Genomic DNA, 7,859 nt, shown 5'->3' with positions numbered 1-7,859 from the left:
CGCTGCAGTAGCTTCAACAGTGCTGGCGCGACGGCATCGATCTTCTTGAGAGGCTGGCGCTTGAGACCTGGAATAAGCGCGGCGACGAGCCACTTCGCCTTGCTCATTTCGATGACGGCGATGATCGTGTTATCCTGTTCAAGAGCGGTAAGGGAGCGGCTCGTATCAAAAGATTGCGACATGGGACGCCTCCTTCTGATGGTGGTTGAAACAGCGAAGGATGCGACACCCTCGCCGCTCCCCCCATAGCATCTACTCGGCGGGCAAGATTCACCGATTGCTTGCTTTCTCCTGGAAAGAAGTTCACGGTCCGATCCAAGACAGAGGCAGGACAATGAAAAGCCGGCTAGATCCCTAGTGAACGCGGAAGTGTCGTCGGTAATTAGCTCATCGGCAGCTTTCGTAGGCGTCTTCGGGCGACTCTGAGTTTTGACATGACGTATGATTGTCTCTCAGCGACGATCGCCAAGCGCGGCGAGCCAACGGGGTGCCGATCTCCTTCGCTCTCAGCTATCGGAATACCAGCGCAGCGAGCTGGCCAGAATCGTCGCACATGGCCGACGCTCTCAATAATTCCGTCACTCATGGGCGGCGACAACAGGGCGCGACTGCCTGGGGCCAAGCTGGCAGTCTCCGAATGTATCCACAGTCCGCATTTGCTACCTTGATTGCTTAACACCTTGCAAAAGTGAGAAGATACGCAATGGTCCACCCGCTTCCAGAAGAGCTGCGCGTTATCGCGGGTCAAAATTTTCCGCTTTACCCCTGCTCAAATGAAGCTTGGTCAATTAAGCCGACGGGCGGCGCCACAAGCGCGCGGGTTATGATTTGTTCCATTCCGAAGGCGGGCACCCACCTATATGCCCGTCTGCTAACCATGCTCGGGCTTGAACAGTCCGATGTGTTCTTTAATAAAGAATATCTGGGAGACTTCCGCTTTGTGGATGTCGAGAGAGCTCGGTTCACTCATTCTGAAAACATCCTGTGGATACCGATCGAGATATCATCTCGCTTTATTCAGCCCGGTCAGTTTGGCTATGGGCATCTGCCGTGCGACATGGGCATTCGCCATTGTTTGGCGGATTTCAAAGTCATCTTCCTTTCGCGTGAAATGCGTGCGGCAATTGTGTCGCAGATGCGATATGTCGGGAACAGCGACTGGTGCCCGCCTGGGAGGGCTGAGATCAAGTGGCGCCATGAGCCGAACGGGCCCGAGAAAATGCTGAAGTACTTTGATGAGATTGCGCCTTTCATTTTCAACGAACGCTGTCACCCGTTGGTGCCGTGGGCAGATGAGGAGGATGTTCTTGGATTGACCTATGAGCAGATCATAGGTGACCAAGGGCACGAAGTTCAGCTCGAGACCATTCGCAAAATTGCTGAGTTTTGCGAGATCCAGTCACCGCAGAAGCCGGAGCTGATCTTGAACCAACTAATTGGAGAGCAGACCTTTACCTTCTCCGGCAGGCGAACTTCGTGGGAGGCTTGCTGGAGTCCGGAGATTGAGGCGCGGTTTACCGCGCTCGGTGGGTCAAGACTCAACGAGCGATTCGGATTTTGATCTGGAAATGGCCGACGAAAATGGAAACCCCTTTCCTTGGGAGAACCATGGTGGTCTGTTGCTGCTGGCCCGGCTAATTGATGATCTTTATCGACGATTGCCGGAACGATCACCGCGCACCTACGCTGCGGCTCGATCGCGCCGCTCACCCTTTACGAGCCTCGACTAAACGACGCGACTGCGCATACTCTCTGCGGCGTGGACCCGGATGGGCGGCGGGCATGGAAGCCTGGCTTGATAGCTCAGTGCCGCCGGTCGGCGCGAGCAACACAAGGACACGCACGAAAGGCTTTGGACCCTGGCTGGCTTAAGAATGTTGAGGCGTCGCATCACTCCAACAGGATTAATTGAAAGGCGTTCATCGGCGTCAGACGCCGACCGCAGTGCGACGGTTTTGGCTAGAGCGGGATGAATTTAGGTTGGCGCATAGCCGGCCTGAAGTAAGTTCTGCATTCGGTTGAAGTGACGGTGCCGGGGATATGTCCAATGGCATCGCAGACGGCCTCGACCGTTCGCTTGGCAGCTTTGCGCAGCCAATGCTTAAGCTTGGCGACGAGCTTCTCGATGGGGTTGAGGTCGGGCGAGTATTTCGGCAGAAAGAACAACTGGCGCCGGCCGAGCGGATGGCGCGGCGCACTGCCTTGCTCTTGTGCGAACCGAGATTGATGGGGTTGTCTAATCGCCGCTGGGACGTCAAGCATGTAATTGCGTCGAGACGACGCTGCCGGGTGCATGGTTGTCTTCGCGGTCGACATCAGTCGCCGCATGATGGAGCTCCGCGGACGAGCCTTCAATGTGGACGACGCACTTTGCTGAGACAGCGGTGCAACCCCATCAGCGGAATGGCTCGGCTCACGTCCCGGCAGGGACGTCTCAGGCGCTCAGATCCTGAACGCTATTCGCAAGATTTCATGCTGTGGCGCCTGCATTTCGATCAAAGAACTCACCGGTCTTGAGCATCGAATGCATTATCACCGCCAGTTTGCGCGCCACAGCCACGGCAGCTCGTTTGAAGCAACCCTCTCCCGGAGCTTGAGGCCCCACGTGCGCAGGCTGCTGTCGATCGAGCTGCGTGTCAGGATGACCGCCGCAGCCTCATAGAGAAGTCCCCGCAAATGTCGATCGCCGCGTCGGGATATATGGCCGTCATAATCGACTTCTCCCGATTGGTAGCGGCGAGTTGTCAGGCCGATCCAAGCGGCAACAGAGCGGGACTTCTTGAAGTTGCCCGGATCTTCAATGGCAGTGGCGAAAGAGGTTGCGGTAATGGCGCCGATGCCGGGGATCGACATGAGTATGCGGCATGCTTGGCTTTGACGTGCATCTGCGACAAGCTGGCGCCCAAGCTCGGCGGCACGGATGCGAATGCTGCGCCAGGCTTCCAACATCGGTAGGACGACAGGAGCAAGCTCGCTCTGATCGATAAGAAGGCTCCGGACATTCTTTTCGAATGTAGTTCCCTTACCGGCGGGAACGAGCAAGCCGAACGTTTTCATGATCCCTCGGATCTGGTTGGAAAGCTCGACGGTGATCCGGACCAGCCGAGTGCGTGCTGCCACGAGCGTGCGGGTCAACATACTGTCGAAGCCTTTCACGCGCACCTCGCGAAAGAATCCTGCTTCAGCAAGACGCGCCAAACCATCGGCGTCATTCGCATCCGTCTTGTTCGCCGCCATATCGAGAGCGGCTTTGGCATGGCGCGCATCGATGCAGATGGCTGGCAATCCCTCGGCGCGCAGCGCATGATAGAACCAAACTGACAGCGGGCCGGTTTCGAACACGACGCGCTTTGCGGCCGGCGCCCGCTTGCGGACAAGCTCGGCAATGATCCTGGGATCAGATGCGCACTTCCCGCGCCAGATCCGTTCGCCTTCACGGCGGATCGACACTGCCGTCTCTTTCATCGACACGTCGAGATCGATATGTTCTTCCATGGCTGTTCTCCGTTGATGCTGGGCCCGGCGTCCAGTCGTGAGCCCGTATTTCATCTTATCGGGGAACAGCCACCCTCCAAGGCTATGATCGGTTCAGGGCGCGTCGCTCCCGCGATTACCCCATGTGGACGCCCCCTGACGGCATCGCTGTGCCAAAGTGGTGTCGTTGATCATCACTTGAACGGAGGCGTCCATGTCGGAAGTTAGCATGATCGGGTTGGATCTAGCGAAGAACGTGTTCCAGGTGCATGGTGCAGATGCATCGGGAGCTATCCTGTTTAGAAAGAAGCTTCGCCGCGATCAGATGCTTAAATTCTTTGATGCGCAGCCGGCTTGCACGGTTGCCATGGAGGCCTGCGGCAGCAGCCATTACTGGGCGCGGGAGATCACGAAGCTGGGACATAACGTCCGGCTGATCGCTCCGGGCTACGTCAAGCCTTTCGTGAAGAGGCAGAAGAACGATGCCGCCGATGCGGAGGCGATCTGCGAAGCTGCGCAACGGCCGACGATGCGTTTTGTGGCAGCCAAGAGTGAGGAACAACAGGCTGCGGCGATGGTGTTTCGCGCTCGCGATCTTCTGGTGCGCCAGCGGACCCAGACCATCAATGCGATACGTGGCCATCTTGCCGAATTCGGGCTGGTGGCCGCGCAGGGCCTTTTCCATGTGGCCAAGCTTGTAACGGCGATCGAGGATCATGGCTCCGCCATCCCAGAGGCCGCCCGTCCGATCCTGTGTCTGTTCGTGGAACAGTTGCGCTCGCTGGATGAGAGGGTGGCTGTGCTCGACCGCGAGATCGCCCGGCGCGCCAGGGAGGACGCGGAATCGAAACGACTGATGACTATCCCGGGGATAGGATCGATCACCGCGACTGCTCTCGCCGCTCTGGCTCCGTCGGCTCAGACCTTCAAAAGGGGGCGTGATTTTGCGGCCTGGCTGGGGCTCACTCCGTTGCAGCGTTCCACGGGCGGGAAGCAGAAGCTTGGCGAGACGTCCCGCATGGGCGAACGAACTCTGCGCCGCCTGCTCATTATAGGGGCCAGCGCTGCCGTGCGCTGGGCGATGCGGAAGGGGAAATCTGCGGACCCATGGCTCATGCGCATGCTGGACCGTAAGCCGCCCATGTTGGTGATCGTCGCGCTTGCCAACAAGACGGCACGCATCGTCTGGGCATTGATGGCGAAAGGCGGAACCTATCGGGCTCCGGCGGTGGCGGGTTAGTTCCGCTCGGCCGGAAGGCCTCGAAAGTGTGAGAAGGTCAAACGGAGAGTATGGCGCAACGGTCAACGAGACGGGATCGGGAAAACCAGATCATGGATACGTGCCTTGAGCACGCGAGATTGAATTGGACCCGCTCCGCGAACTCCCATACGGGCCCGCGGCATGTGGAACGCCGCATCAGAGGCCGGACACATGTCAGCACCCGACCACGCTCCTCATTCTTCATATAAGATTCTTCTTGCGCTGACGGGGGCGTCCACACATGTCCATGATGACGATGTCGCCGGGCTTGAGGGTGGGGACGAGAACCTTATCGACATAGAGCTGGACACGCTCGCCGTTGATCGGTCCGTCGATGAGCCATGGTGCATCGACACGGTCGTGGCGCAGCGCCGCCAGGAAGGTCATGGTCTTCCAATGGCCGTGCGGCACCTTGGCTTGATTCTCTCGCCGCGCAGCGCCCATCCCCTGAGCGGTGCCATATGGGTCTTGGTCCATGTCTCGTCGATGAACACCAGGCGGGAAGGATCGATACGGTCCTGATACTTTGCCCACTGTGCCCGCCGGCGCGCTACATCCGGGCGATCTTGCTCAGCCGCGATCAGCGTCTTTTTTTGTGACTGAGCTTGTCGGCGTGGACGAACTCCCACACCGAGCGGTAATCGACCTTCAAGCCGCGCTCGCCAAATTCGGCCACCAGTCCACGCAGCGTAAAATCGGCGGCTCGGCAGCGCACCAGCAGCCAGTCCCGATGCGGGCCAGCAATCTTCTTCGGCCTGTGCCCACCCATTTTGCCCGGCGCAAGACTGTTCGTCTCGCGAACCGGCTCACCCATCTGACCACGGTGCTGATACCAACCCCATAGCGCGCCGAGGCTTGCCGTCGTGACAGCCCCTCCTGCTCAACCGATTCAACAACCCGTTCGCGAAGATCCATCGAGTAAGGTTTGCCCATCCATGCTGACCTCCTTGCCCAGCAAGAAGGTTGAATCAGATTTGCGCGTCTAAGGGAATCTCCCGCCGATTCAGCCTCAATTCATTTCGCTCTAGTCGCAGTGGTCGCCACCGGCTTTGGCATTTGGGCGAGGCATTTGCTAATGTCGGCCTCCTGGCCCACGTTAGGGAGCGGCTATAAGATCGCTTCGAGTTCATGTCGTTGCTGGTCGCGATCCCTGGAGTCTCACGATCGACATCTCGCCACGCGTCCACATGGGTGGTGCGCTCCTGGTAGGCGGCATCGCGGCGACGCACTACACCGGTATGCCCGCATTCGAGACCGCTGGCTGCTCGTTTGGGATGTGCCGCTCGTGGCCGCCTCGCTCATTCTTACTTACCAGGCTTGTCCGGCGGTGGCGAACGGGGATCTGGATATTTCCTCCCCTCCCCTACGCTAACCTTCAGATCTGCGTTGCCGCGATGCTCACATGGCGCGTCAAAAACATTGCTCGGGAATAATAGATATGGTCCAGCCTCATCCTGTCGCGCTTATTAGCCGTTCCGGGGTGCAATGAGCGTCGAAAGGTGGACGTTCGTGGAGGCCGAGTGTGTTCCCTAGCCACGAAGGCGTTGCAGCACATGCTACTACCGGGTCCCTTCTGCGATCTTTGAACGCGGCTGAACCTCGCTCGTCATCAGCAATACGCCAAGTTCTTCAGCTGATCGCGCGACGACAGCAGCGCCGGCTGAGAGCAATCGTTGACCGTGGTCCTCGAAACAGTGGCCGCCCGCCGTGAAACCGATCACCGTCATCCCAGCGGCCACACCGGCTCCGACGCCGGCAATGCTGTCCTCCACCACGACGCAGCGCGCCGGCTCAGTGTCCATTTGAGCCGCAGCGAACAGGAACAGGTCCGGTGCAGGCTTGCCCGCCTTTACCATGGCGGAGCTGAACACGTACGGATGGAAGTGCGGCCAAAGCTCCGTCAGTTCAAGCCCCAGTCGCAGCTTGTCGGGGCCGCTGCTTGAGGCGACGCAGCGAGGTAACGACAACTGATGCAGGAGCCGGTCAATACCACTGATGGCTTGCAGTTCCGTCCGGTAGCTTTCCTTGATCCGGGATTGCACGATGGTGTCGAAGTCGCTGGGGAGAGGGCGGCCCCAGTCTTCTTCGATCATCTTCCGCATGGTGGCTGAGGACAGGCCGGTAAAGCGCAGAACCACATCAGAATACGACGTGGGATAGCCGATGCGGGTAAGTTCCTCGGCATCAATGCGACTTGCCAGCGTCTCGCTGTCGATCAGAACGCCGTCGCAATCGAAGATGACCAGTTCATAAGGGTTCTGTTGTTTCATTGCACGTCCTTCGGAACCGGGCCCGCAACGGAGACCTCAACCACATGTCGGTCGTTGACTTCGAAACGGTGGACAAGGACGCTATCATCGTCGATCAGTGCGACGTCGAAAGCCGGGGCGTCCTCGACAAAATCCGCATCCCTGCGCGCTAAGTGTGGTATGATCTGATGTGCAACCCCACGGCTTGCGCTGAACGGAATGCCGCTCCAGGTGCCGCTGACATCGACGTGCACATGACCATGGAAGACGTGCCGCACATTGCCGGCCCCCACCATCGCCCGCATAGTCTGGCGCCAGTTCTCCGTATTCCAAGGCTCAAAGTGCGGCAGGCCGATCGGCTGTAGCGGATGATGGGCGAAGAGGTACGCCGGCGCCTGCGGCCTCTCGGTGAGCCGCTCTAACAGCCATTCCAGTCGTCCCTCGTTCAGCGCGCCATGCCCAAGACCCTCCACCAGGGTGTCGAGGAAGATGAGGCGCCCGACCGAGGTTTCATGGACTGACTGGACAAAACCGTTCCTATCGCGCGGCTCGCCGGGGAAAGCGCGTAAGAAGTTTTGACGACTGTCGTGGTTGCCGAGCAGAAGCCGGATGGGCACGCGCATCTCCTGAAGCAATTCGCGTAACAGTTCGTAGGAAGCGAAGTCTCCCTCGTCGGTGAGGTCGCCGGTCAGCACGCAAAGCTCGGCATCGGCGTGATCGCGGTTGATGCGCTCGATGGTCTTGCGCATTCGCTCGGCCGGATCGAAGCCAAAGAGCATAGCGCCGGCCGGCACAAGGTGGAGATCAGTCAAGTGGATCAGTTTCATTGGTAAATCCGCGAAAAAGGGAGAGACGCCGCACGGCGTGCAGCGTCC

4 protein-coding genes and 4 pseudogenes are annotated in these 7,859 nt (G+C 59.0%); 2 read left to right on the top strand and 6 right to left on the bottom strand.

Features of this window, described 5'->3' with window-relative positions; all coding sequences use genetic code 11:
• A pseudogene (locus NKJ32_RS22550) lies at positions 1 to 182 on the bottom strand (IS110 family RNA-guided transposase); the annotation flags it as partial.
• Between the two features lie 521 nt (positions 183 to 703).
• On the opposite strand from NKJ32_RS22550, the gene NKJ32_RS22545 reads away from it, so the two are divergent.
• On the top strand, positions 704 to 1,561 hold the full coding sequence (locus NKJ32_RS22545) for a sulfotransferase domain-containing protein (RefSeq protein ID WP_352529071.1): 858 nt from the start codon (positions 704 to 706) through the stop codon (positions 1,559 to 1,561).
• A gap of 398 nt (positions 1,562 to 1,959) precedes the next feature.
• Here NKJ32_RS22545 and NKJ32_RS22540 read toward each other — a convergent pair.
• Both NKJ32_RS22540 and NKJ32_RS22535 read right to left on the bottom strand, forming a co-directional pair.
• Positions 1,960 to 2,225, bottom strand: a pseudogene (locus NKJ32_RS22540) (transposase); the annotation flags it as partial.
• 245 nt (positions 2,226 to 2,470) lie between these two features.
• Positions 2,471 to 3,495, bottom strand: a pseudogene (locus tag NKJ32_RS22535) (IS110 family RNA-guided transposase).
• 193 nt (positions 3,496 to 3,688) lie between these two features.
• Between NKJ32_RS22535 and NKJ32_RS22530 the strand changes: the two are divergent.
• Entirely contained in the window at positions 3,689 to 4,714 is a 1,026-nt protein-coding gene (locus NKJ32_RS22530) for an IS110 family RNA-guided transposase (protein WP_352642666.1), read from the top strand.
• A gap of 255 nt (positions 4,715 to 4,969) precedes the next feature.
• Here the strand turns inward: NKJ32_RS22530 and NKJ32_RS22525 are convergent.
• The 3 genes and pseudogenes from NKJ32_RS22525 to NKJ32_RS22515 all read right to left on the bottom strand — a co-directional run.
• Positions 4,970 to 5,668 (bottom strand): annotated as a pseudogene (locus NKJ32_RS22525) (IS630 family transposase); the annotation flags it as partial.
• Positions 5,669 to 6,294: 626 nt separating this feature from the next.
• Positions 6,295 to 7,005, bottom strand: coding sequence for an HAD-IA family hydrolase (locus NKJ32_RS22520; protein ID WP_352642664.1), 711 nt, complete (start codon positions 7,003 to 7,005; stop codon positions 6,295 to 6,297).
• Positions 7,002 to 7,811, bottom strand: a complete 810-nt coding sequence (locus NKJ32_RS22515) for a phosphodiesterase (RefSeq protein ID WP_352642662.1) — start codon at positions 7,809 to 7,811, stop codon at positions 7,002 to 7,004. Before NKJ32_RS22515 ends, NKJ32_RS22520 begins: the two co-directional genes overlap by 4 nt.
• Positions 7,812 to 7,859: the final 48 nt, after the last annotated feature.

The sequence above is a fragment of the Mesorhizobium sp. M0159 genome, from assembly GCF_040322295.1.
GTDB lineage: Bacteria > Pseudomonadota > Alphaproteobacteria > Rhizobiales > Rhizobiaceae > Mesorhizobium.
This window is presented reverse-complemented; position numbering and strand designations above follow the sequence as displayed.